Below are 16900 nucleotides of genomic sequence, written 5' to 3' on the forward strand. Positions count from 1 at the left end.
GCAGATGGCGTTAGATAAGCATCGAAAGCCACTCATTATTCATTCAGATATGGGATCACAATACACGAGTGCTGAGTTTAATATTAAATGCCAAAATTATGGCTTGAAACATTCTTATTCACTCAAAGGCCATCCGTACGATAATGGCCGTATGGAAGCGTTTCATTCAATATTGAAGCGTGAAGAGGTTTATTTGAAGGCATACCAAACATTAACTGAAGTCCAAGCAGCCATTGGTTGGTATATCAATTTTTATAATCGCAATCGTATCTCAAATGTCGCCTAATTAACTGAATAAAAATAGTCCAATTTATTGACTTCTGAGCATCCATTATAGCCCATACATTTTCTATTCTTTTTATTACCAATAATTTTGATATTCAATTTTTGATAATCAATAATTATTAGTTCTTATTGTGCATATTATTTTTAATTAGATCACGTAATTGACGAAAATCATTTTTTACGTCGTAATCGTGCCGCTTTTGCGAAATTAGCTGTTGTAACAGTTCTTCTATACGCTCTACGTCAGTTTCGTCCGTGTAATTGATCCAATCGACGTGCTCTAACCAATCAATATAGGCATGCTTTCCTTTTCCATAACTATTTCCAAATAACAAGCAAGGTGTTCCTGTTAGAACGGAAAATACCATTGCATGCCAGCGGTCTGTAATAATTATTTCCTGGTGCGAGAATAGTTCTAGTTCTGAATCAAATAATGCCTCCCGAGTAACAGGTGTTATCTTTTGTGGTTCGTCTAGAACGGTATCAACTCTTTTTACAGGGCGTTCATTCCCTAAAATATCTTTTATATTGTCAATCGTACTTTTTTTAACAACTTTTTCTGAATCATGCCGTAGAACGAATAAAGCCCCATTTCGATTGAAATTCCAGTTGACAGGTTTCATATATAAAACCATGTCAGGTGTAAAAATAACTGGGTTATCAAACGTTGATTGCATACGATGAAAACTTTGAGCATCACGTGCCACTAACACGAGATTAGGATTTTTTCGGTAAGCCGCTTGACTCTTTTGTTTTTCAATCTCACCATCTTCATTGTCTTCAAAATGTATTGATTGAGGAAATGAAATTGTCAGATTGTTCACAAAAGTTGAAAAAACCTTACGCCGTGCCTCCTCATGATTATGGTACAAATTGCCCATATTCCCCCCGCCAGTAAACGCAATAATATCAGAGGGCTGTAAATGCTCTTGGACAATGGGAATAGCATAGTCATCGTCTTCCTCAATAATTTCAATATATTGATATTCGGGGAATTCATTTTCAATATATTTTCGTTCTGCTAACGAAACTGCTTGATCCCCCATATTCGTGTAGCTTGGAACACCAAACATGTAAAATTTTGGTCGATCATTATTAGGCAGTTTGTGCACAACCTCTGTTGTGTTAACATAAAAGTTTGCCATGTGAATTAATACCCCTTTTATTTTTATACTTCAGCATTTTCATATGCTTTTTTCATTTTACGACCATTAACAAATATAACGGACAACAAGATACTAAAACCGTTGGTTAGTGCAAAGACGAAGAAAACAATAGCTGTTCCTAACAATGCAATAAGCTGCGGATAAATTAAACTAATAATAAAGTTAGTAAGCCACGTTGTCGCTGTTGCGACTGACATAAATTGTGCTTTAACTTTTCCCGGAAACATTTCTGCTAATAATAACCATGTGACCGGGCTAACAATACCTTGATGATTGGCCAAGAATAAAGTCAAAGCGATCAGTACCAATACATTTGTTATGGTCTGCGAAAACATCGTTGTTTTCATAATCAAACCTAATAGTGCTAAGAAAACGACATTGCCAATCAAACCAATAACTAGCATTTTATGATGATTAGCTTTTTCAATCGTACGCGTACCAAAGATACTAGCAATAACTGACACCACACCTATTAAAATATTTGCGTAGAGTGAGCCTCCGGCCCCCATTCCCACATTTTCAAGTAAAATCGTGCCATAATACATGACGGTATTGACACCAGAAATTTGTTGAATCAACGCAATAACTATTCCGGTAATTAATAAATAAAGTAATTTTTTATTTTTCAAAGCAACCGACCAGCTAAACTCTTGGTCATCAGATTCATCAATCGTTTCAGTTCCACTTATTACGAGCTTTTTAGTATTGCTGAACCCTAACCGACGAAATAATTGTCTAGCTTTATTAACTCGTCTTTTGAACAAAAGCCACTGCGGACTTCCACTGATTCGAAATGAATTAATCCATAAAATCACCGATGGAATTGCCGCAGATAAGACCATAATACGCCATATAGGACCCCAGTCACCCCAGATGTTTCCTAAAATAGCATTGACAACAAAGGCACTGAGTTGACCAAGAACAATAAAAATAGCATTCTTATTAACATTCGCACTGCGTAAATTATCTGGCGATATTTCAGCTAGATACATTGGTGAAAGACTCGATGCCGCTCCCACGGCAATCCCTAAAATAAATCTAAAAATAGTCATGAACCAGAAATTAATAGCTAATGCACAAAGAAAGGTTGATATGGTAAAAATAATTGCAATCAAGCGTAGCGTTTTTTTCCTCCCTACTTGATCGGCTACCTTCCCACATCCTAATGCTCCAATACAAGCACCAATTACAAGGGAACTCGATACTACGCCTTGTAAGGAAGGGTTAAGATTAAGTTGATCTGGACGGCTCATAAAAGCTAGCGCTCCATTTATTACTCCTGTGTCGTAACCAAATAAAAATCCTCCCAAAGATATTACATAAACACAATAATTCAAAAATTTTAAATTAGGGTTTTTATTCGTCATTTTTCTTTTTCCTTTCTTTAATTTTCTATACTGTTTTTCATCAAATCCCTAAAAAGTTCCTAATTTAAAAAATATTCGTTTAAAAAAAAGCCCAAACGCTGTAAAAGCAATTTGTGGCTCGCGTAGTAATCTAAAATTCCATGACTCTAGTCTGCCTTCTTATAATCTGCAGTCTGATCATTATGATCAAAAATATTTTCTTCATCATTAGATTTAGGATCATCTTTTTTATTTTGCTTGTTTATTTCAATGTTTGATTCGAGTTGTAATCCAAGAAACAATAATTACTAGAATAACTGCTCCTATAATAGAAGGCACTAATGCCATGCCAGCAAGACTAGGCCCCCAGCTACCTAACAAACTTTCACCTAACCAGGAGCCAATTAATCCAGCAAGTATATTGCTAATCCAACCCATAGCAGCACCTCGACTAGTAAGCGCTCCGGCTACTGCTCCAATTATTGCACCGACTATTAAGGTCCAAATAAGTCCCATTTTCTATTCTCCTTTTTGCTGTTAGAATATCTTAATTGTATCACTTACTAAATAATATAGTTTAATAATGCTTACGGTAGATTGTAAAATTAAACCGAACACTTGAATAAAAAGCCGCAGCGCCTTTAATGGTAATTGTCTAAAACAACCATAAAGGAACTACGACTCATGACTAGTTTATCACCTCAAGAACGCACTGTCATTCAAACTTTACTCGAATTGAATTATTCTGTTCGTGCCATTGCGCGCTTTATTAAACGCTCTCCTTCAACCGTTTCGATTGAAATTCATCAAGTTACACCCTATAAAGCTGAGATTGCTCATGCGTTGGCATTGAAAAAACATCATCTATGTGGTCGTCATGACACACTAACACCAGCTATCGCTGTCTTTTTGAATCACCACATTGGCAGCCCAGTCGACAAGAAAAGCGTAGAGAATCCCTGAAACCTTATATTTTAGACGTTTGGAAAACCTTTAAATTTTATGGTTATCGTCGTATTGCTGCTTATAGTCAACAAACCGACAGGCCGAAAGTATCTGAGTATATGACACTCAAATTGATGCATGAATTAGGGATTAAATCCCGCATGCAAAAACGTTATCGCAAGCCCAAAACTGTTGTGACGGTTGATCAAAAACCCAATCTGATTAGACACTTGCGTGATTTGAGCGGTGTTTGGCAAACAGATCTCACTTATATTCAGTTGACTAATCACAGATGGGTCTATTTAGCGACCGTTCTGGATCCTGAGAAGAGAAAAGTATTAGGCTATAAAATTAGCGATACAATGACAGCCGAGCTAGCCACAAGTGCCTTACAGATGGCGTTAGATAAGCATCGAAAGCCATTAATTATTCATTCAGATATGGGGCCACAATACACGAGTGCTGAATTTAATATTAAATGCCAAAATTATGGCTTGAAACATTCATATTCACTCAAAGGCCATCCGTACGATAATGGCCGTATGGAAGCGTTTCGTTCAATATTGAAGCGTGAAGAGGTTTATTTGAAGGCATACCAAACCTTAACTGAAGTCCAAGCAGCCATTGGTTGGTATATCGATTTTTATAATCGCAATCGTATCTCAAATGTTGCCTAAGTAACTGAATAAAAATAGTCCAATTTATTGACTTCTGAGCAATGGGATATGTTTTGAAAGATTGGAATACAGGTCAGTAGTTCAAAATTGGAGAAAAGGAATGCTGATTTTATAACAAATTAATCAATAAGGTTTTCTTATATTGTTGAGAAAGGAAGTGTGATTTTTAAATCATCACGCTTCCTTTTTTTGATTTGTTTTCATCTGATATTAACAAATTACATTGTCAAGTATCTAGGCAAAATTTTTGTAACCGCTCTCTACTAATGATATAGTAGGCATAACAAACAAAGTGTTTGTTAAACAATATACACGTTATTAGTGCGTGTCAGGATTGTGCTGAGTATTGTATGAAAAAGGGAGGAATTACATGACAAACATAAATGGAGAATATGCAAAGCAGAATTTTCCAAAACAGAGTCAACCTGAACCAGGATTACAAAGCAAGATGTCGCCAACACCAGATGATGGTGCAGAAAGTTACGTTGGGCATGACCGCCTGCAACATAAGAAAGCACTGATAACCGGTGGTGACTCAGGAATCGGCAGATCTGTGGCGATAGCGTATGCGCATGAAGGTGCTGATATTGTGTTAAATTATCTTCCTGAAGAAGAACCAGATGCACAAGAAGTTAAGGGCATTATTGAATCATTGGGTCGTAAAATCAAGCTAGTTCCAGGTGATTTAAAGAATGAAGCATTTAGCCAAAAGTTGATTGATGAAGCAGTTTCATTTTTTGGTGATTTAAGTATTTTGACGTTAGTAGCTGGTAAACAACAAGCGGAAGTTGATATAGCTAATTTGTCGACACAACAAATAACCGACACTTATGCAACAAATGTTTTTAGTCTCATTTGGCTTGTTAAAGCGGCTTTACCACATATGCAACCTGGCAGCAGTATCATAACAACGAATTCTATTCAGGCAGAACAACCATCGTCATTTCTCGTGGATTATGCAGGTACAAAAGCTGCTATCAAGAATATGACGATGAGTTTGGCTAAACAATTGGCTAATCGAGGGATTCGCGTGAATAGTGTGGCACCTGGTCCCATTTGGACACCTTTGCAGATTGTTGGTGGACAGTTACCGGAGAACATTCCAACATTTGGCCAGTCGACCCTCATCGGTAGAGCTGGTCAACCGGCAGAATTAGCCGGCGCTTACGTTTTCCTAGCTTCAAATGAATCTAGCTATGTAACAGGTGAGTCAATCAATGTTACTGGTGGCTTAAAGTAAATCATGAGCTCCTTTGAATTTCGAAGATACTAATCAGAAATTTGGTTGGATCAACGGAGAAAGTGGAGAAAAGATGGATAAAAAGAATAAAAAATTTGGCTTTTGGGATAAACTGTCGATGCTTTTGACGTTGTCTCAACTATTGTTCAGTTTCTATTATTTTGTAAGAAATTGGAAGAAAACAAAAGAAGATTAAAAAATTTTCATTTTAGGCATAAAGGAGGAAAACTATGTTAAAAACTGTACTTAAGGTATTGTTAGCATCTACATTAATTCTAGGCGGTATAGCGGTTGGAGGGACCATATTTGCAGCTAAAGGCATCGACAAAGCTGGGGACCGTTTGGAAGAGGAAATCCATAATTAAATCATTGAACAGATAATAACGATAGCAACTTATTGATGGTGAGCTGTTGTTTTTTAATCTTTTAAAAATAACTCATAATTTCATTGTTTTGTAAAGGGGGTAATCGTTATTTTTGTAAACACTTTTCGATAGTGTTATATTTAGGCTAGTGAATTGCATATCATAATTCATAGAGAATAGAATGGAGGAAAGATTATGATTTGGTCATTAATTGTAGGTGCCATTATTGGTGCCATTGCAGGTGCTATCACAAATCGTGGTGAGTCAATGGGTTGGATTAGCAATATTATTGCTGGTCTAATCGGATCGGCTATTGGCCAGGCTTTGTTGGGTCAATGGGGACCTAGCTTGGCGGGAATGGCAATCATTCCTTCGATAATTGGTGCTGTGATTCTTGTACTAGCCGTGTCAATGGTGCTTGGTATGAGAGCAAAACGATAGCATAAGGTAATAGAGAGGTATGATATGAAGAAAAGTCAAAAAATTGTTCTGAGTATTTTCAGCCTCGGATATTTGGTTGGGCTTTGTTTGTTGATATGGCCACAAATAATTGATGAAGTTTTCAAATTTTTAGCAGAGTTTAATATACATTTAGAATTTAAGAGTGATCTTTTCATTTATTACTATGGTCTTGTACTGCTGGCACTGACCGTGCTTGTGTTTTTACTCATATTGATATGGCCGGTAGAATTACCAGATATTCTTTTGAAGCAAACCAAAGAAGGACGGCTTGCGTTGAGTAATCATGGTATTAACCAATTTATTCAGACAAAGCTCTCAGGTGAAGATTTATCAAATATTAAAGTGAGATTGAAAAATACTCGTCGTCAACGAAAATTTTATATTATTGCTGATTCAGTTTATAAACAGGCGACAGTCAAAGAATTACCTCGTATTTCATACGATTTAACGAAAAGCTTGAATAATTTACTCGCTGGCGTAAATCGAATTCCCATTAAAGTTGATATTAAAGTAAATCAGAAATCAGACTCAAAGCGTAAAGTCACACGTGTGATTTAAAAAGGAGTGCGGATATAATGAAAGACAAAAAATCAATTAATATTTGGGTTGGTGGTCTTGCGGGTTTCATTCTGTCAACTCTATTGGTAACTGTAGGATTTTGGAAGACGATTTTGATTATAGTTGTCACCTTACTAGCAGGTTGGATTGGCTACTTGCTCGAAGCGTATAATGCCGATTTGTCAATTGTCTCTAAAATATTTACACGTAAAAATTAATTATTTAGCTATAGAAAGGATTTAATTATGTCTACAGAAACAAAAACTACACAAAATACTGCAACAGAGAATCGTCAACCTAAAGGTGAATTAACATTTGATGACAAAGTGATTCAAAAAGTAGTGGGCTATGCAATTGAAAACGTGACAGGATTGCTAGGTGTTGACGGTGGTTTTGTCGCAAACATTAAAAATAAAATTGTGAATACGGATAGCCCCACTGATGGCATTGGTGTCGAGGTCGGAAAAGAACAAGTTGCGGTAGATTTAAATATTATCATGGAATATGGACACAACGCACATGATATTTATAAGCAACTAACAGAAGTAATCACAAAACAGGTGCGAGAAACAACAAGTTTGACGCTAGTTGAGTTAAATGTTGAAGTAGTTGATATTCAAACACAAAAAGAATTTGACGCATCACAAACAAGCTTACAGGATCGCGTAACAGACGCTGGTAGGACAATCAAAGAAAAAACTTCAGATGGCGTTGATGCCGTGAAAAAAACAACTTCTCAAGCAGTGAACGATGACGATAATCGTGTCAAGTAAATGTACAAGCGGTTTGAAGTTGCAGTAGCAAGTCTCAGCACAACGGTCTAAACGTTGTGACGTTTCGCAATCAAACGTTATTTTGATGATCTTAATGATCGTTAAAATAATGTGGGCACCTTAAGGGTGCCTTTTTGTTTGCTTTTATTGTATAACACCTATTAATTGCGATAGTCCACTACAATTTTTGGTTCTGGTGCAAATTTTCCTCGCTGACTTGATTTTAGTATACTGGGTGCCAAGAAACGAGGGATTGCGCGCATGAATCACTTTAAGGGACGCCACTTTCAAAAGGACATCATCTTAGTAGCCGTTGGCTACTATTTCAGATTCAATCTCAGCTGCTCAGAAGTCAATAAATTGGACTATTTTTATTCAGTTACTTAGGCAACATTTGAGATACGATTGCGATTATAAAAATTGATATACCAACCAATGGCTGCTTGGACTTCAGTTAATGTTTGGTATGCCTTCAGATACACCTCTTCACGCTTCAATATTGAATGAAACGCTTCCATACGGCCATTATCTTACGGATGGCCTTTGAGTGAATATGAATGTTTCAAGCCATAATTTTGGCATTTAATATTAAACTCAGCACTCGTGTATTGTGACCCCATATCTGAATGAATAATTAATGGCTTTCGATGCTTATCTAACGCCATCTGTAAGGCACTTTTGGCTAGCTCGGCTGTCATTGTATCGCCAATTTTATAGCCTAATACTTTTCTCTTCTCAGGATCCAGAACGGTCGCTAAATAGACCCATCTGTGATTAGTCAACTGAATATAAGTGATATCTGTTTGCCAAACACCGCTCAAATCATGCAAGTGTCTAATCAGATTGGGCTTTTGATCAACCGTCACAACAGTTTTGGGTTTGCGATAACGTTTTTGCATGCGGGATTTAATCCCTAATTCATGCATCAATTTGAGTGTCATATACTCAGATACTTTCGGACCGTCGGTTTGTTGACTATAAGCAGCAATACGACGATAACCATAAAATTTAAAGGTTTTCCAAACGTCTAAAATATAAGGTTTCAGGTCTCGTTTCAATCGAACGACCATGCACAAATACTTGTCGTCTACCATCAGATTGACGCTTTTGACGGATACCTTTGTCAGGTAAATCAGCCAATGATAGTTTGAGTCGACCAGCATTGAGCCAATTATAAATCGTTTTGAAAGGTAACCCTAAAACATGCGCAGCGGTTTCTGGTGACCACTTCAATATACCAATGTGGTGATTCAAAAAGACAGCGATAGCTGGTGTTAGCGTGTCATGACGACCACGTAGATGACGTTTTTTCAATGCCAACGCATGAACAATCTCAGCTTTATAGGGAGTAACTTGATGAATTTCAATCGAAACGGTTGAAGGAGAGCGTTTAATAAAGCGCGCAATGGCACGAACAGAATAATTCAATTCGAGTAAAGTTTGAATGACAGTGCGTTCTTGAGATGATAAACTAGTCATGAGTCGCAGTTCCTTTATGGTTGTTTTGGACAATTACCATTAAAGGCGCTGCGGCTTTTTTATTCAAGTGTTCGGTTTAATTTTACAATCTACCATTTCTATTCAGTTGATGTGTTGCCACGTAGTTTGGGCAGTGAAGCGGTTCGATTATTGTTTAACGATCAGCGCTCTGTCCTGGAGCAAACTAAGGCAACAAGCGTGATTGTGCCGTACCGTTTACCTGAATTTTGTGATGAGACGTGGTGAATTAAAATAATATTGCACGAAAGGCGCATGTCTCAAAAATGACACTTAGCCATGTAATTAATCATCCAGATCAAGTATCACCTGAACTGATGGTGCGAGTACAACATGCAATAAAAAAAAGACCGTTGACTATCTGCCAAATCAAGTCGTACGGTCATTAGTCAACCAACGCCATTATGTCATTCGTTTCTTACTTTTAGAAGATGTTACAACAGTTGAACCGAATTATTGATTCGATTAGCTATAATTTACAACAAAAAGGTTAGACACTGAAAATTAGCTTAGATATTACGGCAGAGACACAATCTATTGACGTGAATAATCGAGCAGGCATTGAATAAACGACTGAATATATGTGCCGGCAGGGATATCGTGATATTTATTATATTGTTTTATCGTTAGATTAGTATTGAACTTAATGCACAATTTCTAATTGCCGACTACGATTATCCGTGCGAGCGATTAGATTGCACTTGTTGTGCTAAGTGCGGTTCAGCCGAAATTAAACACCCATAAGACAAGCGTTTGCCTTAATTGTTGAAAAAATTGTCGCACAAATTATTTCTTAAATTGAATCAAAAAACGATAGAATTAGGAAATACCAGCATTTCAGCAGCTATAGCTGTTCGATAAACAATAAATTTGCATAATGTTATCGTTAACAATATGCAAGCGCTTCCATTAATTATCCCAATATTCTATACTATAAAAAGTAAACGGTTACATATATTGGTGTTCAGAACATGTTCCTGATTTCTAAAAAAACAGTTTCATCACGAATTGTTCATATAAATGGTGCATGATTAGAGCAAATCAGTTATGTTTCAAAATAATTTTCGGAGGAAGTAATTATGGCAGATAAGCAAAAAGGGCAGGGGCTACCCAACTTGCCGCTGAGCACCATTTGGATGCTGAGTTTTGGATTTTTGGGCGTGCAGATGGCATTCTCATTGCAGAGCTCCCAAATGGGACGTATTTTTCAGACATTGGGTGCTGATCCCACTAAGTTAGGATTTTTCTTTATCCTACCACCGTTGGCAGGATTGTTCGTACAACCACTTGTTGGTTATTTCTCAGATCGCACATGGACAAAACGTTTTGGTCGTCGTATGCCTTATTTATTGGTTGGCGCTCTTGTGTCAGTCATCGTAATGTTCTTGTTGCCTAACTCAGGTAGTTTTGGTTTTTCAACTACTGCTGGGTTATGGTTTGGGGCTATCACAATTTTGTTCATGGATTTGAGCTCTAACGTTGCGATGCAGCCCTTCAAGATGGTTGTTGGTGACATGGTTAATGAAGACCAAAAGTCATACGCATACTCAATTCAAAGTTTCTTATCTAATACAGGATCTGTGTTGGCAACCATTTTCCCATTCTTGCTGACAGCGATTGGTGTTGCTAACACAGCGCCTAAAGGTCAAGTGCCAGCATCTGTAATTATTTCATTCTATGTTGGTGCAATCGTCTTAGTTGTCTTTTCACTGATTGCGGTCTTTAACGTAAAAGAATACGATGATGCCACTTATGAGTTATATCATGGCTATGCTTTGAACACACCAAATGATGGTGAAGGTGGCTTCTTAACTTTGTTAAAGCGCGCGCCAAAAACATTTTGGATGGTTACTTTGACTCAGTTCTTCTGCTGGATGGCATTCCAATATTTGTGGACCTACGGTACTGGTGCTGTGGCAGACAATATTTTCCATGCAACTGATCCAACAACGGCTGGTTACCAAAATGGTGGAAACTGGTTTGGTATCATGTCAGCGGTTTATGCTATTGCAGCCGTTTTGTGGTCGCTAGTATTATCAAAGATTCCAGCAAACAAAAACAAAACAAGTTATGCTTTGTCACTATTTTTGGGGGCAATTGGGTTCACATCAGTCTTCTTTATTCATTCACAGTATTTGTTGATTGGCTCATTTATTCTAATCGGTATTTCATGGGCAGGCATGATGGCATACCCATTCATTATGGTAACCAACGCATTGCCCGGTGATCATATGGGAACTTATCTAGGATTGTTTAACGGTTCAGTTTGCTTGCCGCAAATTGTAGCCTCAGTTGCTAGTTTTGCACTATTCCCAGCACTTGGTTCACATTTCCCATCAATGATCTTAGTATCCGGAATCTTAATGTTAATTGGTGCTGTTAGTGTTGGATTTATCAATGAAATTCACAGTAATCCAGTAGATGCACAATAATGGCTAACGCTTCGGCGTTAGTATGTGCGACCGGTCGTCGTAGATATTAGCGCTGAAGCTAAGCATTAGAAAAATTGAAGAGGTAAAAATCCTTATGAAACGAATTTTTGAAGTTGATCCTTGGACAGTTACGTCACATGATTTGAATCCCGAAGATAAACGTCTCCAAGAATCTATGACGAGTTTGGGCAACGAATACATGGGCATGCGTGGCATGTTTGAAGAAGTCTATTCCGGTGACACACATCAAGGAATTTACGTTGGTGGTGTTTGGTTCCCAGATAAAACACGTGTCGGTTGGTGGAAAAATGGTTATCCGCTTTACTTTGGAAAAGCTATCAATGCGCTGAACTATGTCAAAGCAGACATTTACGTTGATGGCAATCAAGTTGATCTAGCTAAGAATGATGTGACTGATTTTGAAGTATCATTGGATATGAAAAATGGTGTTTTGAATCGAACGTTTACTGTGTTTGGCGTAACGTTTAAAATCACGCGCTTAGTTTCAGCAGCAGTTAAGGAATTGGCAGATATTCACTATGAGTTGTCATCTGCTGATGGTCAAGCGCACACAATTCGTTTTGATGCTAGTATCGACGCTGACGTTGTCAATGAAGATTCAAATTATGATGAAAAGTTTTGGCAAGTTTTGGACGCAGGTAATGAGACTAATTCATCATTTATCGCTACGCAAACAATTGAAAATCCGTTTGGTGTGCCACAATTTACAGTTGTTGCCCGTCAGAGCTTTGTTGGCGGTGAAAAGCATGGTGTGAACCGCTCTGAAAAAGAAGTGACTGATAACTTTGACGTTGAAGTACCAGCTAAAAGTTCAGTTAGTTTTGAAAAGCGCGTGATTGTGACAACTTCACGTGATTATGATGGCCTAGATCAAGTGATTAAAGCAGGTGAAACACTAACTGCGGATCTTGCCGCACAAACATACGACGACATATACACAGCGCATGCACAAGAATGGGCTAATCGTTGGGAAAAAGCTGATGTTCAAATTGAAGGAGATGATGCGGCGCAGCAAGGTATTCGCTTCAACCTATTCCAGTTATTCTCAACTTACTATGGTAATGATCCACGCTTGAATATCGGACCAAAAGGTTTCACTGGCGAGAAGTACGGTGGTGCCACTTATTGGGACACCGAAGCGTTTGCTATTCCTGTTTACCTTGGTGTTGCTGATCCGTCTGTGACCCGTTCATTGCTACAATATCGTTTTGATCAGTTGGATGGTGCATTCCACAATGCCAAAGAACAAGGCTTAAAGGGTGCTTTGTACCCAATGGTGACCTTTGATGGTATCGAGTCACACAACGAGTGGGAAATTACTTTTGAAGAAATTCACCGTAATTCGACAATTGCTTATGCGATTTATAATTATACAAACATCACCGCAGATCACTCATGGCTTGACGGTGATGGCGCACAAGTTTTGTATAATATCGCCCGCTTCTGGGCAGATCGTGTCCACTATTCTGCCCGAAACGATAAGTACATGATTCATGGTGTCACGGGTCCCAACGAGTACGAAAACAATGTTAATAACAATTTCTATACAAATTGGATGGCTAAGTGGGTTTTGCAATACTCACTTGAACACTACGATGAAATTAATGCTGATGAAAAAGCTAAGTTGGCTTTGACGGATGAAGAATTAGCAAAGTGGCAAGAAATTGTTGATAAAATGTATTTGCCAGAGGCTGATGTTGATACCAAGACAGGTAAAAATCATATCTTTGTTCAACACGATACATTCTTGGATAAAGATTTGACACCAATTGCTGATATGCCACAAGACATTCGTCCAATTAACCAAAACTGGTCATGGGATCGCATTTTGCGCTCGTCATATATTAAGCAATCTGATACATTACATGCCATGTTCTATTTCCCAGACGCGTTTACAGAAGAAGAAAAGCGTAACAACTTTGAATTCTATGAACCATTGACAGTGCATGAGTCATCATTGTCGCCATCTGTTCACTCAATTTTGGCTGCTGACTTACAAATGGAAGATAAAGCAGTTGAAATGTACGAACGTGCGGCCCGTTTGGACTTAGATAATTATAATAATGATACGTCAGATGGTTTGCATATAACTGCTATGACGGGTTCATGGTTAGCGATTGTGCAAGGATTTGCCGGCATGCGTGTTCGTGATGGTAAACTCCACTTGAAGCCATTCTTGCCAAAGAATTGGACAAAATATGCTTTCCGTTTGGTATTCCGCGGTCATGTTTTGGAAGTGTCAGTTGATGGTCAAGGTGCACATGTTGACTTGATTTCAGGTGAACCATTAGTGATTGACCTATTAGGGCAAGATGTCGAATTGACAAAGTAATAAGCCTGATGATGAGCGAGAAATCGCTCATTTGCTGTATAGCAGGAAAGGATATCATGAAAGTAGCAGAGAAGGATTTTGGACAATTACCTGACGGAAAAATCGTGACGGCGTTTACCCTAGAAAATATTAAACACACACAGATTACTGCGATTTCGTACGGAGCAACTTGGCAATCGTTTTCCGTTGAACGTGATGGTGTCAAACAAGAATTGTTAGTCCAATTTGATGATTTAGCCGCGTATTTAGATAATCCATTCCATTTTGGCAATACAATTGGTCGTGTTGGTGGTCGTCTATCAAAAACTGATTATGATATTAATGGGGCACATTTTACATTAACGCCAAATGATGATGGCAATGTTTTACACTCTGGCATTAATGGCTTTGATGCGGTTAATTGGCACGGTGAAGCAAGAAATTTGGGTACAGCGGCGGAAATTAATTTCACACGTACTTTTGATGATGAATTCGCCGGACAATTAGCTGCCCAAGTGACCTATCGATTGGACGATGAAGATCGTTTAGACATTATATTTAGTGGCGTTTCAACCGAGAATACATTGTTCAATCCAATGACGCATGTCTACTTTAATTTAGTTGGTAAGGATCAAGATATCAGTCGGCATAAATTACAAATTGCATCACGTCAACATCTTGAAGTTGATAATCACGCGATTCCAACCGGTAACGTGATTGATAATCAAAATACAAAATTTGATTTTGCGCATTTGCATGCCTTGGGACAAGAGCATTACGATGATGCTTGGTTATTATATTCCAGCCGTCAAGGGGAGGGAGTAGGACTAACTTCACCCGATGAAAGTTTGACCTTGACAGTGGATTCAGATCGCAATGGTGTGGTTGTATTCACTGCCAATCCTGACGATAGCAGTGACATTAAAACAGCGCTTGCTATTGAGATGCAGACCTTGCCTGATGCGGTTAATCATGAAGGCTTTGGTGATATTGTTTTGCCAGCAAATGAAACAAAAACATATACTGTAACTTACCAAATTAAAAAAAGCGAGGATAAATAAAAATGGCTAAATTTTCAGATATTAAAGGTTTTGCCTTTGATCTAGATGGGGTTATTGCTGACACGGCGCGCTTTCATGGTGAAGCTTGGCATCAAACAGCTGATGAGGTTGGCACAACTTGGACACCAGAATTGGCTGAAGGTTTGAAGGGCATCAGTCGCATGGCTTCCTTGCAAATGATTTTGGATGCTGGGGATCATGCCGATGATTTTTCTCAAGCAGATAAAGAAGCATTAGCAGAAAAGAAAAATCATAATTATCAACAACTCATTTCAACATTGACTGAAGATGATATTTTGCCTGGCATGAAAGATTTCATTCAATCGGCTAAGGCAGCTGGCTATACAATGTCGGTGGCATCAGCTTCTAAAAACGCACCAATGATTCTAGATCATTTGGGATTGACCGAATATTTTGTTGGCATTGTTGATCCCGCCACTTTGACAAAGGGGAAACCTGATCCTGAAATCTTCGTTCGTGCTGCAGAGGTCTTACATTTAGATCCAGAAAATGTCATTGGATTGGAAGATTCAGCTGCTGGTATTGTGTCAATCAATGGGGCAGGTGAGACATCACTAGCCATTGGTAACGCAGATGTTTTGTCAGGAGCCGACTTGAATTTTGAGTCAACTTCAGAAGTGACGTTAGCAAATATTGAAGCTAAAATGCAATAGATGATGAAAAGAGTGTCAGTGTTTTTATACACTGACACTCTTTTGTTGTTTTAATTAATGTTTGCCACTGTACCACCTTGTTTAATTGTGATATCAGTAAAAGTTACGGTATGCGGTGTTGTATGTGATCAACGAGATCCGTAATAGCTAATTCATCCATCTGTGTAAATTTTTACTACACAGGTGCTAAAATAGGACGTGCTAATTGGGTTAATTCTGTCCAATCGATGATCACAATTGATAGATTCTCAGAGACAGAAATACCAACACCTCCAAAAGAAAATTCAGTAGCAGGGACGCAAAAGAAAAATAAAAAATGGTGGTTCTTCTGGAAATAATAATCATATGTTTCAGTAAATGGTAGATTGTAAAATTAATCCGAACGCTGTTCGGACAAAAAAGATCAGCTTCCTTTAAAATGGTGTTTACCACAAACCCATCTTTTAGGAGCTGATCTTTTGTCTAGTATAACCTATTCCGAACGAATTAAAATCGAAACCTTTTGTGAACTAGGGCTGGTGGGCGTGTTGTTGACTTGACTGGGGCCGATAAGCGGCAACTAACCCTGTCACAGCGTCCAAAGTCATAATCAGACCCATTAACCACATCGCTGCCATATTGTGCATGGTACCAATTAGAATCAGCGGCACCACATTTAACGCCAGCATGAGCCAGCCCATTGTTTTCGACATTTGTTGCATGAAAATCCTCCTCAAGTGTATGGATAATACCTATACCATTTTTCGATACTACTTTAGGTTGCTCAGAAGTCAATAAATTGGACTATTTTTATTCAGTTACTTAGGCAACATTTGAGACACGATTTCGATTATAAAAATTGATATACCAACCAATGGCTGCTTGGACTTGCGTCAATGTTTCGTATGCCTTCAAATACACCTCTTCATGTTTCAATATTGAATGAAATACTTCCATACGGCCATTATCGCATGGATGTCCTTTAAGTGAATATGAATGTTTCAAGCCACAATTTTGACATTTAATATTAAATTCAGCACTCGTGTATTGTGACCCCATATCTGAATGAATAATGAGTGGCTTTCGATGCTTATCTAACGCCATCTGT

20 protein-coding genes and 5 pseudogenes are annotated in these 16900 nt (G+C 38.1%); 16 read left to right on the forward strand and 9 right to left on the reverse strand.

Annotated elements, in window-relative coordinates:
• Positions 1-286: integrase core domain-containing protein (locus HF966_RS08615; RefSeq protein ID WP_168677960.1), on the forward strand; the 286-nt coding region annotated here is incomplete at its 5' end.
• Between the two features lie 118 nt (positions 287-404).
• Here HF966_RS08615 and HF966_RS08620 read toward each other — a convergent pair.
• From HF966_RS08620 to HF966_RS08630, 3 genes are all read right to left on the reverse strand, one after another.
• Entirely contained in the window at positions 405-1430 is a 1026-nt protein-coding gene (locus HF966_RS08620; protein ID WP_168677962.1) for a polysaccharide pyruvyl transferase family protein, read from the reverse strand.
• Positions 1431-1453: 23 nt separating this feature from the next.
• On the reverse strand, positions 1454-2818 hold the full coding sequence (locus HF966_RS08625) for a sugar porter family MFS transporter (RefSeq protein WP_168677964.1): 1365 nt from the start codon (positions 2816-2818) through the stop codon (positions 1454-1456).
• Positions 2819-3064: 246 nt separating this feature from the next.
• Positions 3065-3313: a GlsB/YeaQ/YmgE family stress response membrane protein gene (locus HF966_RS08630; protein ID WP_004906007.1), complete on the reverse strand. Its 249-nt coding sequence runs from the start codon at positions 3311-3313 to the stop codon at positions 3065-3067.
• Positions 3314-3481: 168 nt separating this feature from the next.
• Between HF966_RS08630 and HF966_RS08635 the strand changes: the two are divergent.
• From HF966_RS08635 to HF966_RS08675, 9 genes and pseudogenes are all read left to right on the forward strand, one after another.
• Positions 3482-3724, forward strand: a pseudogene (locus HF966_RS08635) (helix-turn-helix domain-containing protein); the annotation flags it as partial.
• A gap of 44 nt (positions 3725-3768) precedes the next feature.
• Positions 3769-4419, forward strand: coding sequence for an IS3 family transposase (locus HF966_RS08640; RefSeq protein WP_345719094.1), 651 nt, complete (start codon positions 3769-3771; stop codon positions 4417-4419).
• Between the two features lie 370 nt (positions 4420-4789).
• Entirely contained in the window at positions 4790-5659 is an 870-nt protein-coding gene (locus HF966_RS08645; protein WP_168677967.1) for an SDR family oxidoreductase, read from the forward strand.
• A 230-nt stretch (positions 5660-5889) separates the two neighbouring features.
• A complete protein-coding gene (locus tag HF966_RS08970) occupies positions 5890-6024 on the forward strand; it encodes a hypothetical protein (RefSeq protein ID WP_002827664.1) in 135 nt (44 codons plus the stop codon).
• Between the two features lie 195 nt (positions 6025-6219).
• A complete protein-coding gene (locus HF966_RS08655; protein ID WP_133424733.1) occupies positions 6220-6465 on the forward strand; it encodes a GlsB/YeaQ/YmgE family stress response membrane protein in 246 nt (81 codons plus the stop codon).
• 24 nt (positions 6466-6489) lie between these two features.
• A complete protein-coding gene (gene amaP, locus HF966_RS08660; RefSeq protein WP_168677969.1) occupies positions 6490-7044 on the forward strand; it encodes an alkaline shock response membrane anchor protein AmaP in 555 nt (184 codons plus the stop codon).
• Positions 7045-7061: 17 nt separating this feature from the next.
• Entirely contained in the window at positions 7062-7262 is a 201-nt protein-coding gene (locus tag HF966_RS08665) for a DUF2273 domain-containing protein (RefSeq protein WP_168677971.1), read from the forward strand.
• A 27-nt stretch (positions 7263-7289) separates the two neighbouring features.
• Positions 7290-7817, forward strand: a complete 528-nt coding sequence (locus HF966_RS08670; protein WP_168677973.1) for an Asp23/Gls24 family envelope stress response protein — start codon at positions 7290-7292, stop codon at positions 7815-7817.
• Between the two features lie 261 nt (positions 7818-8078).
• Positions 8079-8186, forward strand: a pseudogene (locus HF966_RS08675) (IS6 family transposase); the annotation flags it as partial.
• 14 nt (positions 8187-8200) lie between these two features.
• On the opposite strand, the gene HF966_RS08680 reads toward HF966_RS08675, so the two are convergent.
• From HF966_RS08680 to HF966_RS08690, 4 genes and pseudogenes are all read right to left on the reverse strand, one after another.
• Positions 8201-8335 carry an IS3 family transposase gene (locus HF966_RS08680; protein ID WP_111303668.1) on the reverse strand — a complete coding sequence of 45 codons (135 nt, stop codon included), beginning with the start codon at positions 8333-8335 and terminating at the stop codon, positions 8201-8203.
• A 12-nt stretch (positions 8336-8347) separates the two neighbouring features.
• Positions 8348-8758 (reverse strand): DDE-type integrase/transposase/recombinase, encoded by a 411-nt coding sequence (locus HF966_RS08685; RefSeq protein ID WP_247594553.1) that lies wholly within the window; start codon positions 8756-8758, stop codon positions 8348-8350.
• A gap of 3 nt (positions 8759-8761) precedes the next feature.
• Positions 8762-8911: pseudogene (locus tag HF966_RS09025) on the reverse strand (hypothetical protein); the annotation flags it as partial.
• A pseudogene (locus HF966_RS08690) lies at positions 8841-9296 on the reverse strand (transposase); the annotation flags it as partial. The pseudogenes HF966_RS09025 and HF966_RS08690, both read right to left, overlap by 71 nt.
• Positions 9297-9392: 96 nt before the next feature.
• On the opposite strand from HF966_RS08690, the pseudogene HF966_RS08990 reads away from it, so the two are divergent.
• The 6 genes and pseudogenes from HF966_RS08990 to pgmB form a co-directional block, all read left to right on the forward strand.
• Positions 9393-9542 (forward strand): annotated as a pseudogene (locus tag HF966_RS08990) (transcriptional regulator); the annotation flags it as partial.
• Between the two features lie 38 nt (positions 9543-9580).
• Positions 9581-9703 (forward strand): helix-turn-helix domain-containing protein, encoded by a 123-nt coding sequence (locus HF966_RS08905; protein ID WP_235589935.1) that lies wholly within the window; start codon positions 9581-9583, stop codon positions 9701-9703.
• Between the two features lie 690 nt (positions 9704-10393).
• Positions 10394-11746 carry an SLC45 family MFS transporter gene (locus HF966_RS08705; protein WP_168677977.1) on the forward strand — a complete coding sequence of 451 codons (1353 nt, stop codon included), beginning with the start codon at positions 10394-10396 and terminating at the stop codon, positions 11744-11746.
• A 94-nt stretch (positions 11747-11840) separates the two neighbouring features.
• Positions 11841-14099 (forward strand): glycoside hydrolase family 65 protein, encoded by a 2259-nt coding sequence (locus HF966_RS08710; protein ID WP_168677979.1) that lies wholly within the window; start codon positions 11841-11843, stop codon positions 14097-14099.
• Between the two features lie 56 nt (positions 14100-14155).
• Positions 14156-15139: an aldose epimerase family protein gene (locus HF966_RS08715; RefSeq protein WP_168677982.1), complete on the forward strand. Its 984-nt coding sequence runs from the start codon at positions 14156-14158 to the stop codon at positions 15137-15139.
• 2 nt (positions 15140-15141) lie between these two features.
• On the forward strand, positions 15142-15813 hold the full coding sequence (gene pgmB / locus HF966_RS08720; RefSeq protein WP_004906338.1) for a beta-phosphoglucomutase: 672 nt from the start codon (positions 15142-15144) through the stop codon (positions 15811-15813).
• A gap of 509 nt (positions 15814-16322) precedes the next feature.
• Here pgmB and HF966_RS08725 read toward each other — a convergent pair.
• Positions 16323-16514: a hypothetical protein gene (locus tag HF966_RS08725; protein ID WP_168677984.1), complete on the reverse strand. Its 192-nt coding sequence runs from the start codon at positions 16512-16514 to the stop codon at positions 16323-16325.
• Between the two features lie 100 nt (positions 16515-16614).
• Positions 16615-16900, reverse strand: a 286-nt coding sequence (locus HF966_RS08730) for an integrase core domain-containing protein (RefSeq protein ID WP_168677987.1), incomplete at its 5' end; no start/stop codon positions are given.

Source organism: Leuconostoc holzapfelii (assembly GCF_012396485.1).
GTDB lineage: Bacteria > Bacillota > Bacilli > Lactobacillales > Lactobacillaceae > Leuconostoc > Leuconostoc holzapfelii.

Excerpts from the sequence above, each read along its gene's own strand:
- HF966_RS08905 (WP_235589935.1), top strand. The coding sequence starts at position 9,581 with ATGACACTTAGCCATGTAATTAATCATCCAGATCAAGTATCACCTGAA.
- HF966_RS08670 (WP_168677973.1), top strand. The coding sequence starts at position 7,290 with ATGTCTACAGAAACAAAAACTACACAAAATACTGCAACAGAGAATCGT.
- HF966_RS08655 (WP_133424733.1), top strand. The coding sequence starts at position 6,220 with ATGATTTGGTCATTAATTGTAGGTGCCATTATTGGTGCCATTGCAGGT.
- HF966_RS08725 (WP_168677984.1), bottom strand. The coding sequence starts at position 16,514 with ATGCAACAAATGTCGAAAACAATGGGCTGGCTCATGCTGGCGTTAAAT.
- HF966_RS08630 (WP_004906007.1), bottom strand. The coding sequence starts at position 3,313 with ATGGGACTTATTTGGACCTTAATAGTCGGTGCAATAATTGGAGCAGTA.
- HF966_RS08715 (WP_168677982.1), top strand. The coding sequence starts at position 14,156 with ATGAAAGTAGCAGAGAAGGATTTTGGACAATTACCTGACGGAAAAATC.
- HF966_RS08710 (WP_168677979.1), top strand. The coding sequence starts at position 11,841 with ATGAAACGAATTTTTGAAGTTGATCCTTGGACAGTTACGTCACATGAT.
- pgmB (WP_004906338.1), top strand. The coding sequence starts at position 15,142 with ATGGCTAAATTTTCAGATATTAAAGGTTTTGCCTTTGATCTAGATGGG.
- HF966_RS08970 (WP_002827664.1), top strand. The coding sequence starts at position 5,890 with ATGTTAAAAACTGTACTTAAGGTATTGTTAGCATCTACATTAATTCTA.
- HF966_RS08685 (WP_247594553.1), bottom strand. The coding sequence starts at position 8,758 with ATGACACTCAAATTGATGCATGAATTAGGGATTAAATCCCGCATGCAA.
- HF966_RS08620 (WP_168677962.1), bottom strand. The coding sequence starts at position 1,430 with ATGGCAAACTTTTATGTTAACACAACAGAGGTTGTGCACAAACTGCCT.
- HF966_RS08645 (WP_168677967.1), top strand. The coding sequence starts at position 4,790 with ATGACAAACATAAATGGAGAATATGCAAAGCAGAATTTTCCAAAACAG.
- amaP (WP_168677969.1), top strand. The coding sequence starts at position 6,490 with ATGAAGAAAAGTCAAAAAATTGTTCTGAGTATTTTCAGCCTCGGATAT.
- HF966_RS08665 (WP_168677971.1), top strand. The coding sequence starts at position 7,062 with ATGAAAGACAAAAAATCAATTAATATTTGGGTTGGTGGTCTTGCGGGT.
- HF966_RS08625 (WP_168677964.1), bottom strand. The coding sequence starts at position 2,818 with ATGACGAATAAAAACCCTAATTTAAAATTTTTGAATTATTGTGTTTAT.
- HF966_RS08705 (WP_168677977.1), top strand. The coding sequence starts at position 10,394 with ATGGCAGATAAGCAAAAAGGGCAGGGGCTACCCAACTTGCCGCTGAGC.
- HF966_RS08680 (WP_111303668.1), bottom strand. The coding sequence starts at position 8,335 with ATGGAAGCGTTTCATTCAATATTGAAGCGTGAAGAGGTGTATCTGAAG.